The sequence below is a fragment of the Caballeronia sp. AZ7_KS35 genome, assembly GCF_023631045.1.
Taxonomy (GTDB): domain Bacteria; phylum Pseudomonadota; class Gammaproteobacteria; order Burkholderiales; family Burkholderiaceae; genus Caballeronia; species Caballeronia zhejiangensis.
In genome coordinates, this window is sequence record NZ_JALQDV010000001.1 from 273445 (window position 1) to 298300 (window position 24856).

The window sequence follows — 24856 nt, forward strand, 5'->3', positions numbered from 1 at the left end:
CCGTCTCGCATTCCGCTATCGGCGGCATAAAAGGCGTGCGCTTCCGGGCGAAGGCCGCCGGCCTATACTGGACTCGCGGGCGTCTTGCCCGCGCCGCTCGTCGCGAAGTCCGGTCACTCCGACTGCCTGTGCGGCGTGCGACGCCATCAAATTCACGGAGTACGGAGTTTTCACGGTGACTCGGATAGACGCTAAAGACAGCGCGCTCGTGCTGTTCTCCGGCGGCCAGGACTCGGCCACGTGCCTCGCCTGGGCGCTCGAACGTTACAAGACGGTAGAGACGCTCGGTTTCGATTACGGACAGCGCCATCGCGTGGAACTCGAGTGCCGCGAAGGCTTTCGCGCCGCGATCGTGCGCGAGTTTCCGCAGTGGGCCGAACGGCTGGGCGAAGATCACATGATCGATCTGTCCGTGCTCGGCGCGATCAGCGATACCGCGATGACGCGCGAGATCGAGATTCAGGCGACCGCGAACGGCCTGCCCAACACGTTCGTGCCGGGCCGCAATCTGCTGTTCATGATGATTGCTGCAGCAGTGGCGTATCGGCGCGGGCTGAAAGTGCTGGTCGGCGGCATGTGCGAGACGGACTTCTCCGGCTATCCGGATTGCCGCGACGACACGATGAAAGCGCTGCAAGTCGCGCTCAATCTCGGCATGGAAACGCGCTACGCGCTCGAAACGCCGCTGATGTGGCTCGACAAGGCCGATACCTGGCGGCTCGCGGAAACGCTCGGCGGCGAGGCGCTCGTCGAACTGGTGCGCGTCGAGACGCACACTTGCTATGTCGGCGAGCGCGCGGAATTGCACGACTGGGGCTTCGGCTGCGGCCAATGCCCGGCATGCAAACTGCGCAAACGTGGTTATGAGGCGTATCGCGCGGGCGAGCAGGTCGATACCGCGCCGGTCTGATTTTTTTAGAGGTTCACAGAGCAGTCATGACGTACGCGGTAAAGGAAATTTTCTACACGTTGCAGGGCGAAGGCGCCAATGCCGGGCGTCCGGCCGTGTTCTGCCGTTTCGCGGGCTGCAATCTGTGGTCGGGACGCGAGGAAGATCGCGCGGACGCCGTCTGCCAGTTTTGCGACACCGATTTCGTCGGCACCGATGGCGAAAACGGTGGCAAGTACAAAACGCCGACGGAACTCGTCGCGAAGATCGCATCGCTGTGGCCGGAAGGCGAGGCGCACAAATTCGTCGTGTGCACGGGCGGCGAGCCGATGCTGCAGATCGACCAGCCGTTCGTCGATGCGCTGCACGAAGCCGGCTTCGAAATGGCGATCGAAACCAACGGTTCGCTGCCGGTGCTCGAGAGCATCGACTGGATCTGCGTGAGTCCGAAAGCCGACGCGCCGCTCGTCGTGACGAAAGGCAACGAGCTGAAAGTCGTGGTGCCGCAGGACAACCAGCGTCTTGCCGAGTACGAAAAGCTCGACTTCGAATACTTTCTCGTGCAACCGATGGACAACGCATCGCGCGACATCAACACGAAGCTCGCGATCGACTGGTGCAAGCGGCATCCGAAGTGGCGGCTGTCGATGCAGACGCACAAATACCTGAATATCCCCTGAACGCCGTGCAGACGATTACCCGAAAACTCGAATTCGATGCGGGCCACCGCATTCCCGATCACCGCAGCCAGTGCCGCAATCTGCACGGGCATCGCTACGTGCTCGAAATCACGCTGCAAGGCGATCTCGTCGATGTGGAAGGCGCGCCCGATCGCGGCATGGTGATGGACTTCGCCGACGTGAAAGCGCTCGCGATGGAGCATCTCGTCAACAAATGGGATCACGCGTTCATCGTCTACGAGGGCGATGTCAAGGTGCGCGAATTTCTGCAGACGCTGTCGGATCACAAGACCGTCGTGCTCGATCGCATTCCGACCGTCGAGAACCTCGCGGCCGTCGCGTTCAACATTCTCGCGGAAGTCTATGACGCGCACTACGGCGTCAATCTCAAGCTGAAGCGCGTGCGTCTGTACGAAACGCCGAACTGCTGGGCCGACGTCGCGCGCGGCTGATTTCAGGCGTGCGCGCGGCCGGAAGCACCTCCGGCGCGCGTGCTTTTGTCACGGTATGATCGTCCGATGAGTCGCCCATCCTCCGAGGCGGCGAGACACGGAGCGCACGCATGCCGTCACTTCATCCGTTTTTCCAGTGGCCGCGCGTGGCCGTCCTTCAACCGCTCGAAGGAGACGCGCGATGAGCACCTTCACCAATCCCCTCAAGCAGCGCTTCTCCGAACCGGGCACGTTGTTCGGCCTGTGGCTGTCGCTCGGCAGCGCCGATGCCGCCGAAGCGCTCGCGCACGCGGGCTTCGACTGGCTCTGCATCGACATGGAGCACTCGCCGAACGATAGCGCCGACGTCGTCGCCCAGTTGCGCGCGATCGCCGCCGCGCATCTGCCGAGCGAGCCGATCGTGCGCGTGCCGGCGAACGAAGGCTGGCTCGTCAAGCGCGCGCTCGACGCAGGCGCGCGCACGCTGATGTTCCCGAACGTGCAATCGGCGGAAGAGGCGGCGCGCATCGTGAGGCTGACGCAATATCCGACCGAAGCGGCGCTGCACGGTCTGCGCGGCGTGGCGGGCGCGGTGCGCGCGGCGGCATACGGTATGCGTCGCGATTACATGGCGAGCGCGAATGCGCAGATTGCGACGATCGTGCAGATCGAATCGGTCGCGGCGCTCGAAGCCGTCGACGAAATTGCCGCGACGCCGGGCGTCGATTGCCTGTTCATCGGGCCGGCGGATCTGGCCGCGAGCCTCGGTCATCTCGGCGACGGCAAGCATCCGGATGTGCAGGCGGCGATCACGAAGATCGTCGACGCGGCGAATCGCGCGGGCATCGCGAGCGGCATCTTCGCACTCGATGCCGCGAGCGCGAAGCAGTACGCGCAGGCGGGCATCAAGCTCGTCGCGATCGGCGCGGATGTAATGTGGCTGTTGAAGGCGACGCGTCAGGCGTTGCAGGAGGCGAGATCATGAAAGCCGCCGCCGCTGCGATCATCGCGCTGGCGCTCGCCGGTGCGGCCCGCGCCGACAACGCGCCGAAGCCGACCGACATCGCGACGCAAAACGCCGTCGCCGATTACAACGCGGGCAATTTCGTCGCGGCGCGCTCGGAGTTTCGGCGTGCGGCGCAAAGAGGCAGCCGCCTCGCCGAATTCAACTACGCGATGATGCTGCTCAACGGCGAGGGCGGCCCGGCGGATGTGCCCGAAGGCAAGAAATGGCTGCGCCGCGCCGCCGACGCCAACATGACGCACGCGCAATACGTGTACGGCAAGATGTACGACGACGGCCAGTTCGTCGAGAAAGATCCGGCGGAGGCGCATCGCTGGTTCCTGCGCGCGGCGAATCAGGGTCACGTACAGGCCGAACTCGCGCTCGCCAACCAGTTCCTCGACGGACGCGGCACCGCGCGCGATAACACACAGGCGTTCACCTGGTACAAGAAGGCTGCGGAAGGCGGCGACATGACGGCGCAATACGTCGCGGGATCGTTCTACGAGCGCGGCGGCGATGGCGTCGAACGCAATCTGAATGTCGCGCGGGCTTATTACGCGGCAGCGGCCGCGCAGGGCGATCCGGCGGCGAAGCTCAAGTATCTGCAGCTCAGCACCGAACTCGAGCAGCAAAAGCCGCAGTGACGGCGCGCGTCGATAAAAAAACCGCGGTCGAAGCCGCGGCTCATGTGGCGGAAGATAGCCCGCTAACTCTGCATCAACCGCTTTTGCCGCGCGACGCTCATGATGAGCCCGGCCGCGACGCCGAGCGTCGTCAGCGCGGTTCCGCCGTAACTCATGAAGGGCAGCGGCACGCCGACCACCGGCAGAATCCCGCTCACCATGCCGATGTTGACGAACGCGTAAGTAAAGAACGCGAGCGTGAGCGATCCCGCCAATAATCGCCCGAAGAAGGTCGCTCCGTTCGCCGCGATGAACAGTCCGCGCGCGATGAGCGCCATATAAAGAAAGAGCAGCACGAGCCCGCCCGCGAGCCCGAACTCTTCGGAGAACACGGCGAAAATGAAGTCGGTGTGTTTCTCGGGGATGAATTCGAGGTGCGCCTGCGTGCCCTTCAGCCAGCCCTTGCCGAGCGTGCCGCCGGAGCCGATCGCGATCACCGCCTGAATCGTGTGGAAGCCTTTGCCGAGCGGATCGGAAGTCGGATCGAGCAGCGTGCAGATGCGATGCTTCTGGTAGTCGTGCATCATCGGCCAGACGACTTCGGGCTGACAAATCTTTTCCTGGAAGGTCGCGACGCCCGCCACCGCGATGACGCCCGCGATCAGCACCGGCAGGATCAGCTTGAAACTCAGCCCCGCGAAATAGATGACGAACATGCCCGCCGCGAACACGAGCACGGCGGTGCCGAGGTCCGGCTGCTTCGTGATCAGGCCGACGGGCAGCATCAGAATGAGAAAGCCGACGATGTAATCCCACCAGCGAATGTTGCTTTCGCGCTTCTGGTAGTACCACGCGAGCATCAGCGGCATCGCGATCTTCATGATTTCCGATGGCTGGATCACCACGCCGACATTGAGCCAGCGCTTCGCGCCCTTGCGCGTCAGGCCGAACGCGGCGACCGCGATCAGCAACGCGACGCCGACCGTATAGAGCGGCACGGCGAAGCGCATCAGCGTTTGCGGCGGAATGTTGGCGAGTATCCACATCAGGCCGAAGGTCAGCATGATGTTGCGCAACTGGTCTTCGACGCGGCCCGGCATGTCGAGGCTGGCGCTATAGAGCGTCACGATTCCGACGCCGAGCAGCAGGAACACGATCAGCGCGAGCGGCTTGTCGAAGCCCGCGAACATGCGCTTGGCGCGGTCCAGCAGCTCGCGCTTGTCGAATTGGACGTGCAGTTGCATGGCGGTTTCCTTTACTCGTCGATGCCGCCGGACGGCGCGAGAACGCGCACCCCGTCGTTTTCGTTGCTGCGCACCATGGTGGGCGTCGGCTCGCTCGGGCGCTTCTTCGGCGCGGGCGATCGGCCGGGCGTCGATGCAGGCACCGCAGCCGCAGGCGCAGCGGGCGGCGCCGACGCAGCGCGCGGTTTCGAGACTTTCGGAGCGGATGCCGCAGGCGCCGACGCCGCCTTCGCGACATCCGGATTCGACGCCGCTTGCGGCGAAAACGCCGGCGACGAATTCGCGACCGACGCGGGCAGCGCGACGGCGGCGGGCGGTTGCGTGCCGCCGATGACCGGCACGGTCGCTTCGGTCGTGGCCGAAGCCGCCGCTGCGACCGCCGCCGCTTCCGCGCCCGGCTTGAGACGGTCGACGAGGTAATAGTCGAGCACCTTGCGCGCGATCGGACCGGCGGACTCCGCGCCCCAGCCGCCGTTTTCGACGATCAGCGCGATCGCGATCTTCGGCTGCTCCGCCGGCGCGAACGCGATGAACAACGCATGGTCCCGCAGATGCTCGGCCGTTCCGCCGTGGCCCCGATAGTTCGCGCCCTGCAGCGAATAAACCTGTGCCGTGCCCGTCTTGCCCGCCGCGAGATAGGGCGCGCCCGCGAAAACCTTCGCTGCCGTGCCGTTCGTCACGACGCCTTCCATTGCGTGCTTGATGACGTCGATGTCCTTCTGCTGCACCGGAATCTTGTTGCTCGGATCGCGCACGACCGCGCGCAGGTCCTTGTTGATCGGATTCTCGATGTTGCGCACGAGGTGCGGCTTCATCACGACGCCGTTATTCGCGAGCGTCGCCGTCGCGTGCGCGAGTTGCAGGATCGTGAACGAGTTGTAGCCCTGCCCGATGCCGAGGCTGATCGTTTCGCCTTCGTACCATTTCTGCTGCTCGGGCTTGCGGTACGCCTTGCGCTTCCATTCCGTCGACGGAAGAATGCCCTTCGCCTCGCCCGCGATATCGATGCCGGTGATCTGGCCGAAGCCCCACGGCTTCATGAAGCCGGCCATCGCATTGACGCCGAGATCGCGCGCGAGCATGTAGAAGTACGTGTCGTTCGACACGACGATCGCGCGGTTCATGTCCACCCAGCCCTGACCCGAGCGCACGTCGTTGCGGAACGTGTGGCCGCCGAACGTGAAGTAGCCCGGATCCTGGAAGCCCCAGCCCGGCGTGCGCTTGTGCAGCGACAACGCGGCGAGCGCCATGAACGGCTTGTAAGTCGAGCCCGGCGGATACGTGCCGTGCAGCGGACGATTCAAGAGCGGATGATCCGGCGAATTGTTGAGCGCGTCCCAGGTTTGCTGATCGATGCCGTCGACGAACGAATTCGGATCGAAACTCGGCGCGGAGACGAATGCGAGCACGTCGCCGGTCGATGGCTCGATCGCGACGAGCGCGCCGCGCTTGCCCGCGAATGCCTGCTCCGCGACCTGCTGCAAGCCGATATCCAGCGACAACTGCAAATTGTTGCCCGGCGTCGCCTGCGTGCGCGACATCGTGCGTACCGGACGGCCGCCCGCGGTCACTTCCACTTCCTCGAAACCGGTCAAGCCGTGCAGCTCCGTTTCGTAGCTCTGCTCGACGCCGATCTTGCCGACGTAATCCGTGCCCTTGTAATTGTTGGCGTCGAGGCGCGGATCGTAGTGATCCGAGCTTTCGTCGTTGGCGTCGCTCGCGTCGTCGATGCGCTCCTGATCGCGCTGCGAAATGCGCCCGATATAGCCGATCACATGCGCTGCGGTCGTGCCGAGCGGATATTGGCGGAACAGGCGCGCGCGCACTTCGACGCCGGGAAAGCGGAAACGCTGCGCCGTGAACTTGGCGACCTCCTCGTCGGTGAGACGCGTGCGAATCGGCAGGCTTTCGAAATTCTTCGAGTCTTCGAGAAGCTTCTTGAAACGGCGGCGGTCGCGCGCGTCGATCGGAATGACTTGCGACAGCTCGTCGATGGTTTCGTCGAGCGTGCCGTTGATCTTGGAGCGCGTGATTTCGAGCGTGTACGCCGAATAGTTCTTCGCCAGCACGACCCCGTTGCGGTCGGTGATGATGCCGCGATTCGGCACGATCGGCGCGACCGAAATGCGGTTCTCGTTTGCCTGCAACGAGTATTTGCTGAAATGCCAGACCTGCAGATAGAGGAAGCGCAGCCCGATCAGCCCGAAGCAGATGAACACGAACAGTCCCGCCGCCGCGACGCGCAGGCGGAACTTCGACAACTGTTGCTCGGTGTTCTTGATTTCGGTCATGCAGCTTTCGCGGTGTGCTCGCGATTCAAGTGTAGTTCGCGCGCGGCGGTTTTTTCGCCGACCCGGCGCCGCGCGGCAAGACTCAGATTGGACGCGTATCGTCCGGGTCGGCGGCGCGGCGTTGCGGCATCAGCAGGAGGAAGCTCGCGATCGGCCAGAGCAGCGCTTCGACGAATCCGTTGATGAGATAGCTCCAGCCGGGGAACGCGGCGCCCGTCATGAGGCGGATGATGAAAGGCACGAGATGCGCGCCCACCAGCAGCGGCGCGACGACGAACATCTGCACGGGCAGTGTCATCCACAGCACGCGGCGATGAATCGTGATCGCGCCGTACGAAAGCAGCGTGTAGGCCAGCGCGTGTTCGCCAAGGAGATTCGCGTTGTGCACGTCCATCAGGATGCCGAGCATGAACGCGATGCCCATGCCGACCTTGCGCGGTTGATGCACGTTCCAGAACAGCAGCACGAGCGCGACGAAATCCGGCACGCCGATGAGCCGTCCCCACGGCATGAGGTTCAGCAGGAACGCGGCGGCCAGGCTGAACGTGATGAAGTACGGATTGACCGGCTGCAGGATGTATTGCGGGCGGTTCATCGCGCGGCTCCCGATGATGCGGGTTTCGGCGCATGCGCCTTCTTCGACGGTTTCGCCGCCGCGCCCGATGCAGCTTTCGGCTCGGCCGCCTTCTCCGACGGCTTCGCGGGCGCGGGCGCTGCCGGTGTTGCAGCCGCTGGCGCAGAACCCGGCACCGGAGCGGAAGCGCCGCTCGCGCCCGCTGCGGCGGCAGCCTTCGGCGCGGGCTTCTTCTTGCCCTTGTTTTCCTTCGCTTCCTTGGCGGCCGCGGCTGCTTCGACTTCGACCGGATTCGGCGGCTGATTCAAGTTGTAGTGCAGCACGAGCAACTGGCGCGCGCCGCGCACGGCCGCGATCGGCACGCAGACGACGCGCGCGAACGCCGTATCCGCCTGCTTGTCGACGCGCAGCACCTTCGCGACCGGCAGTCCCGGCGGATAGATGCCGTCGAGGCCGCTCGTCACGAGTTCGTCGCCGGCTTGGACGTCGGCGCTGATCGGCACGAAGCGAAGATCGAGCGTGTCGCCCTTCGGCGTGCCGTAAATCACGCTGCGCAAGCCGGTGCGCGAGATCTGGACGGGCACGGCCTGGTCTTTATCGGTGAGCAGCGTGACTTCGGATTGCAGCGGAAACACGCGCGTCACCTGACCGATCACGCCGTCTTCGGTGACGACGGGCGCGCCGTCCTGGATATTCTGCTGCGAACCCTTGCCGATCACGACTTTCTGCGTGAACGGATCGCGCGTGTCGTATTGAATTTCGGCGGGCGTTTCTTCGGTCGTTGCGCGCGATTGCAGATTCAGCAGCGCGCGCAGATGCGCGTTCTCGATGGCGAGCTGGGCCGCGTCGCCCGCCTTGACGGAAAGCTCCAGATTCTTGTCGCTGAGCTTGCGGTTTTCGCTGCGCAGCGTCGCGCTGGTCACGGCGAGATCGGCGGCGCCCATGAAGATGTCGCGCGGCACCAGCGCCGCGCGCTGCAACGGATACAGCCCGGCGCCGAGCATCCCGCGAACGATTTCCAGCGTGCTGAAGCGAGCGTCCGAGATGAGCAGCGCGATGGCGAGCACCAAGAAGAAAATCAGGCGCGCGAGCGCGGAAGGGCCTTGCTTGAAAAGGGGCGGCGGACTGTATTCCATGGTCGGCGCCGAGGGCGTGAACGGATGGATCGATGCTGCAGGTCACTTCGCCGGCGGCGAAACCTGCCCTACGCTGTTCCGACAACGGCCCGGACAGAGGCCGGGCCGTGCGCGCGTCGCGTTACGCGGGTGCTTGCAAGCGTGCTTCGGCGTTGCGTCGATATCCGGACGCCCGAAGCAGCAGATCACTCGTACGAGAAGATGCTGCCGAGCTTGTCCATGCGCTCGAGCGCCATGCCCGAGCCACGCACCACGCAAGTCAGCGGATCTTCGGCGACGAGCACCGGCAGGCCGGTTTCTTCCGCGAGCAGGCGGTCGAGATCGCGCAGGAGCGCGCCGCCGCCCGTCAGCATCATGCCGCGCTCCGCGATGTCCGCGCCGAGTTCCGGCGGCGTCTGTTCGAGCGCGATCTTCACCGACGACACGATCTGGTTCAGCGGGTCGGTCAGCGCTTCGAGAATTTCATTGCTCGAAATGGTGAAGCTGCGCGGAATGCCTTCCGACAGATTGCGGCCCTTGACTTCCATTTCCTTCACTTCGGAGCCGGGGAACGCCGAGCCGATTTCCTTCTTGATGGCTTCGGCTGTTTGCTCGCCGATCAGCATGCCGTAGTTGCGGCGGATGTAGTTGACGATGGCCTCGTCGAACTTGTCGCCGCCGACGCGCACCGAGCCCTTGTACACGATGCCGCCCAGCGAGATGACGCCGACTTCCGTCGTGCCGCCGCCGATGTCCACGACCATCGAGCCCGTTGCTTCCGAAACCGGCAGGCCCGCGCCGATTGCCGCGGCCATCGGCTCTTCGATCAGATAGACCTGCGAGGCGCCCGCGCCGTGTGCCGCTTCCTTGATCGCGCGGCGCTCGACTTGAGTGGAGCCGCACGGCACGCAGATGATGATGCGCGGCGACGGCGAGAACATGCGGGATTCGTGAGCGGTCTTGATGAACTGCTTGATCATCTGCTCGGTGACGGTGAAGTCGGCGATCACGCCGTCCTTCATCGGGCGAATGGCCTCGATGTTGCCCGGCACTTTACCGAGCATCTGCTTGGCTTCCTTGCCGACCGCCTGAATGGTCTTCTTGCCGTTGGGGCCGCCTTCCTGGCGAATCGAAACGACCGAGGGTTCGTCGAGGACGATGCCCTTGCCGCGCATGTAGATCAGCGTGTTGGCGGTGCCGAGGTCAATCGCCAGGTCGTTGGAGAAATAGCTGCGCAAAAAACCGAACATTCAAAAATCCTGTCTCGCTGGGTGGCCGTTCGTCGCGAGGAGCGCCGGGGACGGCAGCGGAAAAAATAACGGTTTGCCGGGGCGGCGAACGCTCGCCGGGAAGGGCAAATCCGGGAAGAAATCTACTGCAGAACGGAACGCTGGACGCAAACGTTTCTCGGAATCCATCAAATGCGGGAGAAAGCCGCCGACAAGCCGTTCCAGAGGTGAGTCGAACGTGTAATGATACCTTATAATTTGTGGGTATCTATAGGAAAAGGATGGCAGTTTTTGCCATCGCCAGACCTGTTTCCGAGGGCTCCTTTCAAGATCGCAACTGGCTGCTGCAGCGAAAGTTTTCGAGATTGAGGCTGTCCACGCTTTCTCCGGTGAATCCATGTCTTTGACCCTGACCGACGTAAAACGCATCGCGCACCTCGCGCGGCTCGAATTGCCCGACCACGAAGCCGAGCCCACGCTCACGCGGCTCAACGATTTTTTCGGTCTCGTCGAGCAGATGCAGGCCGTCGACACGACCGGCATCGAGCCGCTCGCGCACCCGATCGAGCAGATCGAGGAAGTGGCGCTGCGTCTGCGTGACGACGCTGTCTCAGAGCGTGTCGAACGCGAAGAGTTCCAGCGTTGCGCGCCCGCCGTGCAAGACGGACTCTATCTCGTGCCCAAAGTCATCGAATAAGCATCAAACATTCAGCGTCAGCGCGTGATTCACACCGCGCTCATCAGGAAACTGCAATGCATCAGAAAAGCTTGACCGAACTGCGCGCCGCGCTCGACTCGAAGGAAGTATCCGCGGTCGAACTGGCGCAGTCGTATCTGCGGCGCATCGAGGGCGCGAAGGAACTGAACGCGTTCATCGGCGTCGACGCCGCGCTCACGCTCGAACAGGCGAAAGCCGCCGACGCGCTCATCGGCGGAGGCCGCGCGGGCGCGCTCACCGGCTTGCCGATCGCGCACAAGGACGTCTTCGTCACGCGCGGCTGGACATCGACCGCCGGCTCGCACATGCTCGAAAACTATTCGAGTCCGTTCGATGCGACCGTCGTCGATCGCCTCGCGAAAGCCGGTATGGTCACGCTCGGCAAGACCAACATGGACGAGTTCGCGATGGGCTCGTCCAACGAGAATTCGTACTTCGGCGCGGTGAAGAATCCGTGGGATATGAAGGCCGTGCCGGGCGGTTCGTCGGGCGGTTCGGCTGCTGCCGTGGCCGCGCGTCTCGCGCCCGCCGCGACCGGCACGGACACCGGCGGCTCCATCCGCCAGCCCGCTTCGTTCACCGGCATCACCGGCATCAAACCGACGTATGGCCGCGTTTCGCGTTATGGAATGATCGCGTTCGCGTCGTCGCTGGATCAGGGCGGCCCGATGGCGCAAACGGCGCACGACTGCGCGCTGCTGCTGAACGCGATGGGCGGCTTCGACGAGCGCGATTCCACGAGCCTTCAACGCGAGAACGAAGACTACACGCGCTACCTCGGCAAGACGTGGAACGGCAGCGATGATGCCGGCAAGCCGCTGAAGGGCTTGCGCATCGGCATGCCGAAGGAGTATTTCGGCGCGGGTCTCGCCGACGACGTGCGCGCGTCCATCGACGCCGCATTGAAGCAATACGAAGCGCTCGGCGCGACGCTCGTCGAAGTGTCGCTGCCGAAGACCGAGCTTTCGATTCCCGTGTACTACATCATCGCGCCGGCGGAGGCATCGTCGAATCTGTCGCGCTTCGATGGCGTGCGCTACGGGCATCGCGCGGCCGAGTACCGCGATCTGCTCGACATGTACAAGAAGTCGCGCGCGGAAGGCTTCGGGCCGGAAGTGAAGCGGCGGATTCTCGTCGGCACGTACGTGTTGTCGCACGGTTATTACGACGCGTACTACCTGCAGGCGCAGAAGATTCGCCGCATCATCGCGCGCGATTTCCAGGAAGCGTTCAAGCAGTGCGACGTCATCATGGGACCGGTCGCGCCGTCGGTCGCGTGGAATCTCGGCGAGAAGGCCGACGATCCCGTGCAGATGTATCTCGCCGATATCTACACGCTTTCCGTGAGCCTCGCGGGCCTGCCCGGCATGAGCGTGCCGTGCGGTTTCGGCGCGGGCGCGAATGCGAATCGGCCGGTCGGTCTGCAGATCATCGGCAACTATTTCAACGAAGCCCGGATGCTCCAGGTCGCCGACGCTTATCAGCGCGCGACCGACTGGCACCGCAAGGCACCTGCATCGGCATTGGCATCGGGAGTGTGAACATGCAGTGGGAAGTCGTCATCGGTCTGGAAACGCACGCGCAGCTTTCCACCGTCTCCAAGATTTTTTCCGGCGCGCCCACGCAGTTCGGCGCGAGCCCGAATTCGCAGGCGAGTCCCGTCGATCTCGCGTTGCCCGGCGTGTTGCCTGTGATGAACCGCGGCGCCGTCGAGCGCGCGATCCGCTTCGGTCTCGCGATCGGTTCGCACATCGCGCCGCGCAGCATCTTCGCGCGCAAGAACTACTTCTATCCGGATCTTCCGAAGGGCTATCAGATCAGCCAGTACGAGATTCCGGTCGTGCAGGGCGGGCAGATCACGATTCAGGTGCCGGCCAACGAGAAGGCGGGCAAGGAAGCGTACGAGAAGACCATCAACCTGACGCGTGCGCACCTCGAAGAGGACGCAGGCAAGTCGCTGCACGAAGACTTCGCGGGCATGACGGGCATCGACCTGAACCGCGCGGGCACGCCGCTGCTCGAAATCGTCACTGAGCCGGAAATGCGCAGCGCCGCGGAAGCGGTCGCGTATGCGAAGGCACTGCACGGTCTCGTCGTGTGGCTCGGCATCTGCGACGGCAACATGCAGGAAGGCTCGTTCCGTTGCGACGCGAACGTCTCGGTGCGCCCGGTCGGTCAGAAGGAATTCGGCACGCGCGCCGAGATCAAGAACTTGAACTCGTTCCGCTTTCTCGAAGAAGCGATCCAGTACGAAGTGCGCCGTCAGATCGAGCTGATCGAAGACGGCGGCACGGTGGTTCAGGAAACGCGTCTTTATGACCCGGACAAGCGCGAAACGCGTTCGATGCGTAGCAAGGAAGACGCGCACGATTACCGCTATTTCCCCGATCCCGATCTGATGCCGCTCGTGATCGATGCATCGTGGATCGATCGCGTGAAGGGCGAGATGCCCGAGCTGCCGGCGGACATGCAGAAGCGTTTCGTCGACACGTACGGTTTGACGCCGTATGACGCGGGCGTGCTGACTTCGTCGAAGGCGATGGCGTCCTACTTCGAAGCGCTCGTGCAGAAAGCGGGCGCGGCCCAGGCGAAGATCGCCGCGAACTGGATGATGGGCGACGTCTCCGCGCAACTGAATCGCGAATCGCTCGATATCAGCGAATCGCCGGTATCGGCCGCGCAGCTCGCGCTCATCATTCAGCGTATCGCCGATGGCACCATCTCCAACAAGATCGCGAAGGACATTTTCCAGACGATCTGGGAAGAGAAGGCGACCGACGAGGCCGCCGCGGATCGCATCATCGACGCGAAGGGTTTGAAGCAGATTTCCGACACCGGCGCGCTCGAAGCGATCATCGACGAGGTGCTTGCGGCAAACCAGAAGTCGGTCGAGGAATTCCGCGCGGGCAAGGAGAAGGCGTTCAACGCGCTGATCGGCCAGGCGATGAAGGCGACCAAGGGCAAGGCGAATCCGCAGCAGGTGAACGAGCTTTTGAAGAAGAAGCTCGGCTGATTGTTTCGGTGCGTGAAAGACAGGGCCGTTGCCGGTTAAGCTAGGCGACTGCCTTTCTTTTTGGTGATCACAAAAATATGGCAAAAAAACCCGAACTCGACGACTTCCGTGTGCCTTTCTTCGACGCCGGCAAGAAGCGCAAGCCATTCGACCTGAGCGCGATCGATCCGTCCGCGAAGCCGTTTTCCAGCGGCACGAAGGACATCGACCGCGAGCGTCTCACGGCGATCGGCGTGCAGCTCGACGATCTTCAGGAGAAACTGCACGCGCAGCGCCGCCGGCGCGTGCTGCTCGTGCTGCAGGGCATGGACACGAGCGGCAAGGACGGCACGGTGCGCGCGGTGTTTCACGATGTCGATCCGCTCGGCTTGCGCATCGTGCCGTTTCGCGCGCCGTCCGAGCGCGAGGCCGCGCACGATTTTCTGTGGCGCGTGCACGCGCAGGCGCCGATGGCCGGCGAATTCGCGATCTTCAACCGCAGTCACTACGAAGACGTGCTCGTGCCGCGCGTGCTGAAGTCGATCGATGCCGACGAATGCGAACGGCGTTATCGGCATATTCGCGAATTCGAGGCGCTGCTCGCTGACAGCGGCACGACCATCGTCAAATGCTTCCTGCACATTTCGAAGGACGAGCAGCGCGAGCGACTGCAGGCGCGCATCGACGATCCGACGAAACACTGGAAGTTCGACGTCTCCGATCTCGAAGCGCGCAAGCAATGGGACGACTATCAGGCCGCATACGCCGACGCGCTCGCGGCGACATCGACGGATTACGCGCCTTGGTACATCATTCCGGGCAATTCGAAGACGCATCGCAACGTGATGGTCGCAGAGCTGCTGTTGCGCACGATGCAGGACATGAAGCTCGAATTCCCGCCGGCGAAAGAATCGCTGAAGGGCGTGAAGGTCGAATAATCAAGATCAAAAAGGAAGAACATGTTTCGCGTGATAACCGCCAATCTCAACGGCATCCGTTCGGCCGCCAAGAAAGGTTTCTTCGACTGGTTCGGAGAGCGGAAATCCGACGTCGTGTGCGTCCAGGAAATCAAATGCTCGCAGGACGATCTGACGCCGGAATTTCTCGCGCCGCACGGTTTCCAGGGCTATTTCCAGCACGCGGTGAAGAAGGGCTACAGCGGCGCCGGTCTGTACACGCGCCACGAACCGGATGACGTGATCATCGGCTTCGGTTCGGAAGAGTTCGATCCGGAAGGGCGCTATGTCGAAGCGCGTTTCGGCAAGTTGTCGGTCGTTTCGGTGTATGTGCCGTCGGGTTCGAGCGGCGACGAGCGTCAGCAGGCGAAGTATCGCTTCATGGACGAGTTCATGCCGCATCTGGACGCGCTTTCGAAGGAGCGCGAAGTCATCCTGTGCGGCGATGTGAATATCGTGCACAAGGAAATCGACATCAAGAACTGGAAGAGCAACCAGAAGAATTCCGGTTGTTTGCCCGAAGAACGCGCGTGGCTCACGAAGCTTTTCGACGACGTCGGTTATGTCGATGTATTCCGCACGCTCGATCAGCGTCCCGAGCAATATACGTGGTGGAGCAATCGCGGCCAGGCGTATGCGAAGAACGTCGGGTGGCGTATCGATTATCAGATCGCGACGAAGGAAGTCGCCGCGACCGCGAAGAAGACGTCGATTTTCCGGGATATCAAGTTCAGCGACCACGCGCCGCTGACGATCGATTACGACTGGAAGATCGCGAAGAAGAAGTGAGCTAGCGCCCGCTCTTCTTGAACCGCCCCATCCCGGCGTAATTCGGCAACTGATCGATGGTCTTGCCGACCGCCTTCGCATAGAGCGGCATCATGTCCGGCATGCGTTTGAGCAGATCCTGCCGGCGATCCGGCCCGTACGGATGCAGCCAGATGAAGCCATCGTCCGCGCGGCGCGTGCCCGAATCGATCTTGTTCCACAACGTGACGGCCGCGCGCGGATCGTAGCCCGCGCGCGACGCGATCTCGCTGCCGATCACGTCGGCTTCGGTTTCGTCGGCGGGGGAATAGCGCATCGTCAGCAGTTCATCGCCGATATCGGGCTGCTGCGACGCGTAATTCGAAAAGCCGAAAAGCTGCGGCATGCCGTTCGACGAGAGCTGCGCCGCCTGCTGCCGCCCGAGCCGCTCGCGCGCATGTTCGCGCAACGCGTGCGCGATTTCATGGCCGATCATCATGCCGATCTCGTTGTCGTTCAGATGCAGCTTGTCGATCAGCCCGCTGTACACGACGATCTTCCCGCCCGGCAGGCAGACCATGCGCTCGTCGGCCGACTTGATGACGTTGATCTCCCACTTCCAGCTCTTCGCGCGATCGTTCCACTTGAGCGCGAACGGAATCTCGTGATTCGCGATATCGCGCACGCGTTTGACGAGCGGGTTGGTATCGGGGAGCAGCGTCTTGTTGCGCTCGGCATCGTGGATGACCTGCGCGTATTCGTCGGCGGCCTGCGCTTCGAGCGTCGCGGGCGCAATCAGGTTGCGAAACAGCGCCGTATTGCCGAAACGGATCTGGTTGTTCGGTGCGGAGTACGGCGGCGGCGTCTTTTGTTCGTCCTGGGCATGCGCGGACGAAGGCGCGAGCGACGCCCATGTCCATGCGCAAACCAAGGCGCGAAGCTTGAAAGAAACCGTCATCGTCGAATTCTCCAGGGCGCGATCTTGGGCAACAGTAACATGCCCGGAATGGACAGCGCGACGCAGATCATGAAGTACGGAAACCAGCCGGTTTCATTCACGATGTAGCCGCTGCCCGCCGCCGCGAAGGTGCGCGGCACGGCCGCGAGGCTCGTGAAGAGCGCGAATTGCGTCGCGGTGTAGCGCGGGTCGGTCGTGCTCGCGATATACGCCGTGAAGGTCGCGAGCGTGAGACCCGTCGCGAAGGTTTCGAAGCCGTACAGCACGCCGAGCGCGAACGGCGACGGCCCGATCTTCGCGAGCCATGCGAAGCCGAGCGTCGCGACGATCTGCAGAATGCCGAAGATCCACAAGCCGCGCGCAATGCCGATCTTCACGAGCGCGATGCCGCCGAGCAAGCCGCCCGCGATGCTCGCCCAGAACGCGACCGCTTTCGCGATCACGCCGATCTGCGCGAGCGAGAATCCGACGTCGATGAAGAACTTCGTCGCGAGCGCGGTGGCCATCGTATCGCCGAGCTTGTACAGGAAGATGAAACTGAGCACGAGCAGCGCCGCGCGCCAGCCGTCACGCGTGACGAACTCGTGAAAGGGCTCGACGATCGCCTCGCGCAGATTTTTCGGCGGCGCGCCATGAATCTGCGGCTCCTTCACGACGAGCGTCATGATGAGTCCCGGCAGCATGAACGCGGCGGTGATCAGAAAGACGCTTTTCCACGGCAGGACGGTCGCGAGAATCAGCGACAGCGAACCGGGCACGAGTCCCGCGACCTTATATGCGTTGACGTGCACCGCGTTGCCGAGCCCTTGTTCGGTGTCGGCGAGGAGCTCGCGGCGATAGGCATCGATGACGATATCCTGACTCGCGCTGAAGAACGCGACGAGCGCGGCGATCGCGGCGACGGCCCAGAGATTCTGCTCGGGCGAGAAGAAGCCGAACGAGCCGATCGCGATCATCACGAGCACTTGCGTGACGAACATCCAGCCGCGCCGCCTGCCCGGACTCCAGCCGGGAAAGCGCGGAATGAAACGGTCCATCAGCGGCGACCAGACGAATTTCCACGTGTACGGAAGTCCGATCAGCGCGAAGAGACCGATCTCCTTGACGTTGATGTGCGCGGTCGTGAGCCACGCCTGCAACAGGCTATAAAGCGTGAAGAGCGGCAATCCGGACGTAAAGCCGAGAAAGACGCAAATGAGGATGCGCTTGTTGAGGAACGCGCGCCATCCGGGATGATCTTCGTGAGCAGTTAGAGCGGGCGCCTCGTGTGGCGTATCGGGCATGTCAGATAACGGGCAGTTGTCGATGCGGGAACCCGCCGGTCGATGTTACCGGCGCTTCACGCGATAGACCGCAAGACTACCACGCCAGTTCGCGCCCCAACGGACCGACTGCCCGCCGTGCAGCACCACGCGATCCAGAATCTCGATGCCCACTTCCGGCGCGAGCGCCTCGAAGTCCTTGATCGTGAGCACGCGCACGTTCGGCGTGTTGTGCCATTGATAAGGCAGCGATTTCGACACCGGCATGCGTCCCTGAATCACCGAAAGCCGATGCTGCCAGTAACCGAAATTCGGAAACGACACAATGCATTCGCGTCCGACGCGCACCGTTTCGCGCAGGATCGCGGCGGTCTGATGGATCGTCTGCAGCGTCTGCGAGAGGATCGCGAAGTCGAAGCTGTCGTCTTCGAAGAGACGCAAGCCGTCTTCGAGATTCTGCTGGATCACGTTCACGCCTTTTTGCGCGCACGCGAGCACGCCGGCATCGTTGATTTCGATGCCGTAGCCCTTCACTTCCAGTTCTTCACCGAGCAGCGACAGCAGCGAACCGTCGCCGCAGCCGAGATCGAGCACCGTCGAGCGCGGTTCGACCCAGCGGGCGATCGCGCGAAAGTCCGAGCGCAGCGCGAGGGAATCGAGAGTGTGCTGGTTCATGCGCCGATCTCCGTGGCAATGCGTTCGTAGTAGGCGCGCATCAGATTGTGATAGCGCGCGTCGTCGAGCAGGAAGGCGTCGTGGCCGTGCGGCGCGTCGATTTCCGCGTAGCTCACCGTGCGCTTGTTGTCGAGCAGCGCCTTCACGATCTCGCGCGAGCGCGCCGGCGCGAAACGCCAGTCGGTCGTAAAGCTGGTGATGAGATATTTCGCCGATGTATTGGCGAGCGCTTTCGTTAGATCGCCGTCGAAGGCTTTCGCGGGATCGAAATAATCGAGCGCGCGCGTGATGAGCAGATACGTGTTCGCATCGAAGTATTCGGCGAACTTGTCGGCCTGATAGCGCAGATACGACTCCACTTCGAATTCGACATCGAAATTGAAGTTGTACGCGTCGAGCGCGCCTTCGGCACGGCGCAGCGCGCGGCCGAATTTCACGGCCATGTCGTCGTCCGACAGATACGTGATGTGGCCGATCATCCGCGCGACGCGCAAGCCGCGGCGCGGCTTCACGCCGTGCGCGTAGTAATCGCCGCCGTGGAAGTCGGGGTCCGAGAGGATCGCGGAGCGCGCCGTCTCGTTGAACGCGATGTTCTGTGCGGACAGCTTCGGCGTCGACGCCACCACGATGCAATGCGCGAGCCGCTCCGGATACATCATGCTCCACGCGAGCGCCTGCATGCCGCCCAAGCTGCCGCCCATCACGGCCGCGAAGCGCTCGATACCGAAGCGGTCCGCGAGACGCGCCTGCGCGTTCACCCAGTCCTCGACGGTGACGACCGGAAAGCTCGCGCCATACGGTTTTCCGGTTGCGCCGTCGATGCTCATCGGTCCGGTCGAGCCGAAACACGAGCCGAGATTGTTCACGCCGATGACGAAGAAGCGGTTCGTGTCGAGCGGCTTGCCGGGGCCGACCATGTTGTCCCACCAGCCGACGTTCTTCGGGTTATCGGCGTGAATGCCGGCGACGTGATGCGACGCGTTCAGCGCATGGCACACGAGCACGGCGTTCGAGCGCGCGGCGTTCAGTTCGCCATAGGTTTCGACGACGAGTTCGTAGTCGCCGAGCGACGAGCCGTTCTGCATCCGCAGCGGCTCGGTGAAGCGCATTGTTTGGGGAGTGACGATGCCGATCGATTCCATTCATTCCGCCTTTGACCTGGCGGCTAAACGGTGTCGGCGATGCGCTGCCTGAGAAATCGAGCGCGGCTGACGACCTCTTTAGCCGCATTTATAGTGAACCCCGCGAAAGATCACTGAGGTTCGCGCGCCCGCAATCGAGTCAGCAAATCGGCGCACTGTTCATGTTCGAGAAAATCTCGTTAGCGGGGAAGTATAGCGGAAAACGTCATAACGCCGTCAATAATGCCGCCATCTGCCGCGCCTTGGATGCGGCCCGCTTTAGCGTCTATATTGTCTAATCGCCTCGTCGTCCCGAGGAAAGGACATGAAACCGAGCCGGGTCAGACCGCTCAGTCACCTGAAGAGCCGCGCGGCCGAGATGATCCGCAATATCGTCGAGAGCCGCGAGCCGATGCTCATCACGCAGAACGGTGAAGGCAGGGTCGTCGTGCAGGATGTGCAGTCCTATGAAGACCTGCATCAGACGCTTGCCTTGCTGAAGATTCTCGCGATGGGACAGAAGACCATCGAAGCCGGCCACTGCGTGAGCGCCGGCGATGTCTTCGCCGAGATCGAGCGCATGGACCGCGAGGAAGGCTTCAAATGAAGACCGTTTTCCTGGATCCGGTGCGCCGGGATCTGCAGGATTTCCGGCGCTATGTCATCAACAAGTTCGGCGGCACGGCGTGGGCCGCTACGCGCAACAAGTTCGCGGAAACCATTGCCGAGATCGAAGCCGCGCCGCGCAACGGCTCGACGCCGCCCGAGCTCGTCGACTTTCGCATGTCGGGCTATTACGAAGTGCCGAGCGGCACGAACCGCATCATCTACAAGGTCGATGGCGACACGATTTACGTGCATCTCGTCGTCGATGCACGCTCGGACCTCGAAGACATACTCGCGCGCCGCTTATTTCGGATGTAGCGGCAATCGGCGCGATTGCGTCAGCGCGCGCAGCGAGCGCACCGTGCGATCCACATAGTGCGGCCGCCCGGAACCGGGCTTGCGAATCGACAGCCCGCCGTTCGACGTTTTCGCGACCGGCAGATGTCCGACGATCCACACGGTGCGAATCCCGAGCCGCCGATACGACTTCAGATGCCCGCGCGTGTCCTCGACGAGAATCGCGTCCTCGAGACGCACGTGCGCGCGGCGCATCGCGTGGCGGAGCATCGGCGCATCCGGCTTGGCGCGCCAATGGTGGCCGCTGCGCATGTCTTCGATGGCAATCACGCGCTCGAACAGCTTCGCGATGCCCAGTTCCGCGAGCACCGTGCGCGCGTAGAGCGTCGGCGCGTTGGTGAGCACGATCTTGCGTCCGGGCAGCGCGCGCAGCATGCGCGTGAGGCCGCGTTCGGCGCACAGCATCGACGCAAGATCGGGAAACGTGTGCACCTCGTGCAGGAAGTCGGCGGCATCGACGCCGTGATGCCGCACGAGCCCGAGCAGCGTCGCGCCGTAACGCACGGTATAGCCGACGCGCAGCCGGTTCGCCTCGTCGACGTCGACGTTCAGGCGATCCATGATGTACTGCGTCATGCCGCGATTGATCGCCGGAAACACCGCGTGCGACGCGTGATGCAGCGTGTTGTCGAGATCGAAGAGCCAGACGGGGCCGCGCGTCTTGACGCGGCGTCGGCGGGAAATGCGTTGCGCGGTCATCGTGCGCCGTTATCGTAAGAACGCCCGCGCGAAGGCGGGCGTCTTTAGCAAGGGAACAAGCTCAATGCGAGCGGATCATCGTGCCGAACGGCTGCTCGGTCAGGATTTCGAGCAGCACCGAATGTTCGATGCGGCCATCGATGATGTGCACCGAGCGCACGCCGCTCTTCGCGGCATCCAGCGCGGACGAAATCTTCGGCAGCATGCCGCCGGAGATGGTGCCGTCGGCGAAGAGGGCGTCGATCTCGCGCGCGGAGAGATCGGTGAGCAGATTGCCTTCCTTGTCCATCACGCCGGGGATGTTCGTCATCATGACGAGCTTCTCCGCGTTCAGGACGACGGCGAGCTTGCCCGCGACGAGGTCCGCGTTGATGTTGTACGAGAGGCCGTCTTCGCCGAAGCCGATCGGTGAAATGACCGGGATGAACGCGTCGTCCTGCAGCGCCTTGACGACCGCCGGATTGATCGCCTCGACCTCGCCGACCTGACCGATGTCGATGAACTGGCCCGGATTGTCGCGGTCCGGCATCATCAGCTTGCGCGCGTGGATCAGGCCGCCGTCCTTGCCGGTCAGACCGACCGCGTGGCCGCCGAAGTGATTGATCAGCGTGACGATATCCTGCTGCACTTCGCCGCCGAGCACCCACTCGACGACTTCCATCGTCTCTTCGTCGGTGACGCGCATGCCTTGAATGAAGGTGCCCTGCTTGCCGATCTTCTTCAGCGCCTGATCGATCTGAGGGCCGCCGCCATGCACGATCACCGGATTGATGCCGACGAGCTTCAGCAGAATGACGTCGCGCGCGAAGCCCTGCTTCAGGCGCTCTTCGGTCATGGCATTGCCGCCGTATTTGATCACGACCGTCTTGCCGTGATACTGACGGATGTAGGGCAGCGCCTCGGCCAGGATTTCAGCCTTCAGGGTCGGCGCGATTTGCGTGAGGTCGGGTAGCTCGGACATGGCGGCAAATGAGGCGAGGAGCGTTTAAACACGCCGAATTGTACAGGACCGACGCTCCGCGGCAGGACGAATTGCCGCGGTCGCGCCACGTTTTCCGGCGGGCGTTCCGGCGTGCGATCATCGTTTCGGCAGATTGATGACAAGATGATGAACCCATCCACGGAAACGAACGAACGCGAAGCGCCGGGCGCGCAGGTTTGCGAACGCTGCGGCGCGACGTTTCGCTGCGGCGCGCTCGCGGGCGATGCGTCGTGCTGGTGCGCGTCGCTGCCCGCGTTGCCGCTGGATCGATTGCGGCCCGGCATTCGTTGTCTGTGTCCCGCGTGTCTCACAACGGAAGGCGGGCGCGGCACGACTTCCAGTTAGCAGACCGCGTGCCGAGGTGCGACAAATCGCGCCAGATGTCGCAGCATGCGGGATGCAAACGGGATAATGTCGCACTGAGCGCGCACGCGCTAACACGCACTCAATCAGATGCATCGCATAACCAACACCGGACGGGTCAATCTCGGCCATCTTTTCTGGCTTCGCTCGCTCGCGATCATCGGCCAGCTGACGACCATCGCCGTCGTCCAGATATTCTTCGGCGCGAAGCTTCCGCTGCCCGCGATGCTGCTCGTCATCGCGCTCGAAATGGTCTTCAACGGCCTCACGTGGATGCGCGTCGCGCGGGCGCGTCCGGAAACCAATCTCGAACTGTTCGGGCAGATGCTCGTCGACCTCGGCGCGCTGTCGGCGCTGCTGTTCCTGTCCGGCGGCGCGACCAATCCGTTCGTCACGCTTTATCTGCCGTCGCTCGCGATCGCCGCCGCCGTCCTGCCGTGGACGATGATGACCTGCCTCGCGCTCTTCGCCGTCACCTGTTACGCGCTGCTTAGTTACAACTACGTGCCGCTCAACATCGAGAATCCGGCCAATCTGTTCGATTATTTCCGCACGGGCCTGTGGGTCAACTTCATGGTGAGCGTTGTGCTGATCGGCTGGTTCGTCGCGCGCATGTCGCGGGCGCTGCGCGTGCGCGACGCCGCGCTTGCCGACGCGCAGCAGCGTCATCTTCGCGATGAGCGGGCCGTCGCGCTCGGCGTGCAGGCGGCGACCGTCGCGCACGAAATGGGCACGCCGCTTTCGACCATCGCGATGCTGTCGGAGGAATTGCGCGATTCCGCCGCGCACGACAAGAACCTCGCACCCTACGCGGCCGATTTCGAATTGCTCGAACAGCAGATGGCTTTGTGCACGTCCGCGCTCGCGCGCCTGCGCAGCCGCGCGACCGGGCCGTCGAGCCGCCAGGCGCTCGACGAGTGGCTGTCGAGTTTCATCGAGCAATGGCGTCTGCGGCATCCGCAGGTGAAATTCGCGCAAATCGACCGGACGCCCGCGGATGCATCGATCGACGATGCCGTCGCCGTCGGACAGATTCTGACGATCCTGCTCGACAACGCCGCGCGCGCGAGCAGCGAATCGGTGACGCTGCAGGCGTCGGCGGAAACCGTCGACGAACTGGATTACGTGCGCTTCGACGTGTGCGACCGCGGTCCGGGCATTCCTGCCGCGCTGCGCGGCACGCTGGGCGCCGGACCGGTGGACAGCACGCAGGGCGGACACGGCGTCGGGTTATATCTGGCGTTTGCGGCGGCGGCGCGGCTCGCAGGTTCGATCGAACTGATCGACGGCAAGCCGCGCGGCACGTGCGCCGTGTTGCGCCTGCCGAATCGCGGCGCGGTGGCGGCGCCCGCGCAGGCGGCAAGAACTGAACGAAGCGGCGCGGCCTGAACTCGAACTCAGGCGCACGCGAGCGGCATTTTGGAGAAGAAACACATGAGCGATACCAACTTCCTGATCATCGACGACGATGAAGTCTTTGCCGGCATTCTCGCCCGCGGCCTGACACGGCGCGGTTTCACGCCGCATCAGGCACACAATGCGGACGAAGCGCTGAAACTCGCCAACCAGCACAAATTCGGCATGATCACCGTCGATCTTCACTTGGGCAACGATTCCGGCCTGCGCCTCGTCGCGCCGCTGCGCGACCTGCAACCGGACGCGCGCATTCTCGTGCTGACCGGCTACGCGAGCATCGCGACGGCCGTGCAGGCGGTGAAGGACGGCGCGGACAACTATCTTGCGAAACCGGCGAACGTCGAATCGATTCTTTCCGCGCTGCACGAGCAGGCGAGCGAGCAGACGGCCGAAGAGGCGATCGAGAACCCGACGTTGCTTTCGGTTGCGCGGCTCGAATGGGAGCACATCCAGCGCGCGCTGGCGGAGAACAACGGCAATATTTCCGCGACGGCGCGCGCGCTCAACATGCATCGGCGCACGCTGCAGCGCAAATTGGCGAAGAAACCGGTGCGGCAGTAAGGCGGATGACGCCCGAGGAAGCTCGGGCGTCGGTTCGATATCGATGCGTTCGAAAATCGCATCGACGAAAACGGGCGCCCAAAAAAAAGAACCGCCCAAGCCGGGTGCCAAGGGCGGAAATCGGAGAGTTGCAACGACATGCGCGTACATGGAACACGCATGGACAAAGCATACGTTGCAGCGTTGGGCGCCCAAATCAGAAAATTCCCAATTAGGAATTTGCTTAGGTTGTCTGCTACTTAGCAGCAATTTGCGGATTTCTTTCGGACGAGCTTTCGCGGTTCTTTCGTCCTCGTTTCAGCGTCCATTTCGCCGGCGTTATCTCCTTCATACGCGCTCAAGAATTTTGCAGCGAGCGCCG

At 63.1% G+C, this 24856-nt stretch carries 26 protein-coding genes; 15 read left to right on the plus strand and 11 right to left on the minus strand.

The genetic code is table 11. From position 1 onward, the window contains the following. Window positions 1–175 precede the first annotated feature (175 nt). The 5 genes from queC to NCT05_RS01335 all read left to right on the plus strand — a co-directional run bounded on the left by queC (window position 176) and on the right by NCT05_RS01335 (window position 3650). Window positions 176–910, plus strand: coding sequence for a 7-cyano-7-deazaguanine synthase QueC (gene queC, locus NCT05_RS01315; RefSeq protein ID WP_250501627.1), 735 nt, complete (start codon window positions 176–178; stop codon window positions 908–910). A 26-nt stretch (window positions 911–936) separates the two neighbouring features. Next, window positions 937–1569: a 7-carboxy-7-deazaguanine synthase gene (gene queE, locus NCT05_RS01320; RefSeq protein ID WP_250501628.1), complete on the plus strand. Its 633-nt coding sequence runs from the start codon at window positions 937–939 to the stop codon at window positions 1567–1569. A gap of 5 nt (window positions 1570–1574) precedes the next feature. Further along, window positions 1575–2021, plus strand: coding sequence for a 6-carboxytetrahydropterin synthase QueD (gene queD / locus NCT05_RS01325; RefSeq protein ID WP_008352173.1), 447 nt, complete (start codon window positions 1575–1577; stop codon window positions 2019–2021). A 181-nt stretch (window positions 2022–2202) separates the two neighbouring features. After that, entirely contained in the window at window positions 2203–2985 is a 783-nt protein-coding gene (locus NCT05_RS01330) for an HpcH/HpaI aldolase family protein (RefSeq protein WP_008352171.1), read from the plus strand. Beyond that, entirely contained in the window at window positions 2982–3650 is a 669-nt protein-coding gene (locus tag NCT05_RS01335; RefSeq protein ID WP_034470327.1) for a tetratricopeptide repeat protein, read from the plus strand. The genes NCT05_RS01330 and NCT05_RS01335 overlap by 4 nt, the downstream gene beginning before the upstream one ends. 62 nt (window positions 3651–3712) lie before the next feature. Here the strand turns inward: NCT05_RS01335 and rodA are convergent, their stop codons facing one another. The 5 genes from rodA to NCT05_RS01360 all read right to left on the minus strand — a co-directional run bounded on the left by rodA (window position 3713) and on the right by NCT05_RS01360 (window position 10103). Then, entirely contained in the window at window positions 3713–4873 is a 1161-nt protein-coding gene (gene rodA, locus NCT05_RS01340; protein WP_250501629.1) for a rod shape-determining protein RodA, read from the minus strand. An 11-nt stretch (window positions 4874–4884) separates the two neighbouring features. Then, the gene (gene mrdA, locus NCT05_RS01345; protein WP_008352166.1) at window positions 4885–7164 is read right to left on the minus strand and encodes a penicillin-binding protein 2; all 2280 of its coding nucleotides are present in this window, start codon (window positions 7162–7164) and stop codon (window positions 4885–4887) included. 82 nt (window positions 7165–7246) lie between these two features. After that, entirely contained in the window at window positions 7247–7759 is a 513-nt protein-coding gene (gene mreD, locus NCT05_RS01350) for a rod shape-determining protein MreD (protein WP_008352165.1), read from the minus strand. Next, complete coding sequence (gene mreC, locus NCT05_RS01355) at window positions 7756–8874, minus strand: rod shape-determining protein MreC (protein WP_250501630.1); 1119 nt, start codon at window positions 8872–8874, stop codon at window positions 7756–7758. Before mreC ends, mreD begins: the two co-directional genes overlap by 4 nt. A gap of 185 nt (window positions 8875–9059) precedes the next feature. Further along, the gene (locus NCT05_RS01360; protein WP_004189550.1) at window positions 9060–10103 is read right to left on the minus strand and encodes a rod shape-determining protein; all 1044 of its coding nucleotides are present in this window, start codon (window positions 10101–10103) and stop codon (window positions 9060–9062) included. A 376-nt stretch (window positions 10104–10479) separates the two neighbouring features. Here NCT05_RS01360 and gatC point away from each other — a divergent pair, with 376 nt between their 5' ends. The 5 genes from gatC (at window position 10480) to NCT05_RS01385 (ending at window position 15537) form a co-directional block, all read left to right on the plus strand. Further along, window positions 10480–10779 carry an Asp-tRNA(Asn)/Glu-tRNA(Gln) amidotransferase subunit GatC gene (gene gatC / locus NCT05_RS01365; protein ID WP_008352020.1) on the plus strand — a complete coding sequence of 100 codons (300 nt, stop codon included), beginning with the start codon at window positions 10480–10482 and terminating at the stop codon, window positions 10777–10779. Window positions 10780–10835: 56 nt separating this feature from the next. Continuing rightward, complete coding sequence (gene gatA / locus NCT05_RS01370; RefSeq protein ID WP_250501631.1) at window positions 10836–12341, plus strand: Asp-tRNA(Asn)/Glu-tRNA(Gln) amidotransferase subunit GatA; 1506 nt, start codon at window positions 10836–10838, stop codon at window positions 12339–12341. A gap of 2 nt (window positions 12342–12343) precedes the next feature. Continuing rightward, a complete protein-coding gene (gatB, locus tag NCT05_RS01375) occupies window positions 12344–13813 on the plus strand; it encodes an Asp-tRNA(Asn)/Glu-tRNA(Gln) amidotransferase subunit GatB (RefSeq protein WP_250435423.1) in 1470 nt (489 codons plus the stop codon). Window positions 13814–13890: 77 nt separating this feature from the next. Continuing rightward, window positions 13891–14730: a PPK2 family polyphosphate kinase gene (locus NCT05_RS01380; RefSeq protein ID WP_175979711.1), complete on the plus strand. Its 840-nt coding sequence runs from the start codon at window positions 13891–13893 to the stop codon at window positions 14728–14730. A 21-nt stretch (window positions 14731–14751) separates the two neighbouring features. Continuing rightward, a complete protein-coding gene (locus NCT05_RS01385) occupies window positions 14752–15537 on the plus strand; it encodes an exodeoxyribonuclease III (protein WP_250501632.1) in 786 nt (261 codons plus the stop codon). 1 nt (window position 15538) lies between these two features. On the opposite strand, the gene NCT05_RS01390 is transcribed toward NCT05_RS01385, so the two are convergent. The 4 genes from NCT05_RS01390 to metX are packed head-to-tail and all read right to left on the minus strand — an operon-like array spanning window position 15539 to window position 19532. Further along, on the minus strand, window positions 15539–16453 hold the full coding sequence (locus NCT05_RS01390) for a M48 family metallopeptidase (RefSeq protein ID WP_250435426.1): 915 nt from the start codon (window positions 16451–16453) through the stop codon (window positions 15539–15541). Continuing rightward, window positions 16450–17736 carry an AmpG family muropeptide MFS transporter gene (locus tag NCT05_RS01395; RefSeq protein ID WP_008352007.1) on the minus strand — a complete coding sequence of 429 codons (1287 nt, stop codon included), beginning with the start codon at window positions 17734–17736 and terminating at the stop codon, window positions 16450–16452. The genes NCT05_RS01390 and NCT05_RS01395 overlap by 4 nt, the downstream gene beginning before the upstream one ends. 45 nt (window positions 17737–17781) lie before the next feature. Next, complete coding sequence (gene metW / locus NCT05_RS01400; RefSeq protein WP_008352006.1) at window positions 17782–18390, minus strand: methionine biosynthesis protein MetW; 609 nt, start codon at window positions 18388–18390, stop codon at window positions 17782–17784. Next, window positions 18387–19532: a homoserine O-succinyltransferase MetX gene (gene metX / locus NCT05_RS01405; protein ID WP_008352005.1), complete on the minus strand. Its 1146-nt coding sequence runs from the start codon at window positions 19530–19532 to the stop codon at window positions 18387–18389. The genes metW and metX overlap by 4 nt, the downstream gene beginning before the upstream one ends. A 304-nt stretch (window positions 19533–19836) precedes the next feature. Here metX and NCT05_RS01410 point away from each other — a divergent pair, with 304 nt between their 5' ends. Then, window positions 19837–20118, plus strand: a complete 282-nt coding sequence (locus tag NCT05_RS01410; protein ID WP_034470337.1) for a type II toxin-antitoxin system Phd/YefM family antitoxin — start codon at window positions 19837–19839, stop codon at window positions 20116–20118. After that, window positions 20115–20435, plus strand: coding sequence for a type II toxin-antitoxin system RelE/ParE family toxin (locus NCT05_RS01415; RefSeq protein WP_008352003.1), 321 nt, complete (start codon window positions 20115–20117; stop codon window positions 20433–20435). Before NCT05_RS01410 ends, NCT05_RS01415 begins: the two co-directional genes overlap by 4 nt. On the opposite strand, the gene NCT05_RS01420 is transcribed toward NCT05_RS01415, so the two are convergent. Both NCT05_RS01420 and argB read right to left on the minus strand, forming a co-directional pair. Next, complete coding sequence (locus NCT05_RS01420) at window positions 20421–21173, minus strand: pyrimidine 5'-nucleotidase (RefSeq protein ID WP_250501633.1); 753 nt, start codon at window positions 21171–21173, stop codon at window positions 20421–20423. The two genes, NCT05_RS01415 and NCT05_RS01420, sit on opposite strands and share 15 nt — an antisense overlap. 61 nt (window positions 21174–21234) lie before the next feature. Further along, a complete protein-coding gene (gene argB / locus NCT05_RS01425) occupies window positions 21235–22134 on the minus strand; it encodes an acetylglutamate kinase (RefSeq protein WP_008352001.1) in 900 nt (299 codons plus the stop codon). Window positions 22135–22278: 144 nt separating this feature from the next. Here argB and NCT05_RS01430 point away from each other — a divergent pair, with 144 nt between their 5' ends. The 3 genes from NCT05_RS01430 to NCT05_RS01440 all read left to right on the plus strand — a co-directional run bounded on the left by NCT05_RS01430 (window position 22279) and on the right by NCT05_RS01440 (window position 24495). Next, window positions 22279–22500, plus strand: coding sequence for a cysteine-rich CWC family protein (locus NCT05_RS01430; RefSeq protein WP_250501634.1), 222 nt, complete (start codon window positions 22279–22281; stop codon window positions 22498–22500). Window positions 22501–22608: 108 nt separating this feature from the next. After that, the gene (locus tag NCT05_RS01435) at window positions 22609–23907 is read left to right on the plus strand and encodes an ATP-binding protein (protein ID WP_250496533.1); all 1299 of its coding nucleotides are present in this window, start codon (window positions 22609–22611) and stop codon (window positions 23905–23907) included. Between the two features lie 45 nt (window positions 23908–23952). Continuing rightward, entirely contained in the window at window positions 23953–24495 is a 543-nt protein-coding gene (locus NCT05_RS01440; protein WP_008351997.1) for a response regulator transcription factor, read from the plus strand. Window positions 24496–24856: the final 361 nt, after the last annotated feature.